The 242-nt window shown below is 48.3% G+C and carries 1 protein-coding gene; it reads right to left on the bottom strand.

The features are described 5' to 3' along the window. The coding region (locus tag H5300_RS27610; RefSeq protein ID WP_182797416.1) for a transposase at positions 1-242 on the bottom strand (242 nt) is incomplete at both ends.

Raw genomic sequence — 242 nt, 5'->3', positions numbered from 1 at the left:
CGAAGAAACGTTAAACGATGCCCACAAAGAATGCACTCAAACGGGTCAACCTTCACATACCCTTTCAACATGGCGGCGTAGCCGGGCATTTCAGGTGCGTCTTTAGGGGCGATGCCTAAGGCATCGTAGACCTTAGGGAGCATCTCACCACGACGTCGGTTTGATAGAAAACCGAAGTATCGAATCATTTTGAAGTGCTTATCAGGAATATGCTCAATCATGCGCTCTATCAGAGCTTCTGG

This window comes from Vibrio sp. SG41-7 (assembly GCF_014164465.1).
GTDB lineage: Bacteria > Pseudomonadota > Gammaproteobacteria > Enterobacterales > Vibrionaceae > Vibrio > Vibrio splendidus.
The sequence above is the reverse complement of the archived record's forward strand: the minus strand, read 5'-3'. Positions and strand labels throughout refer to the sequence as shown.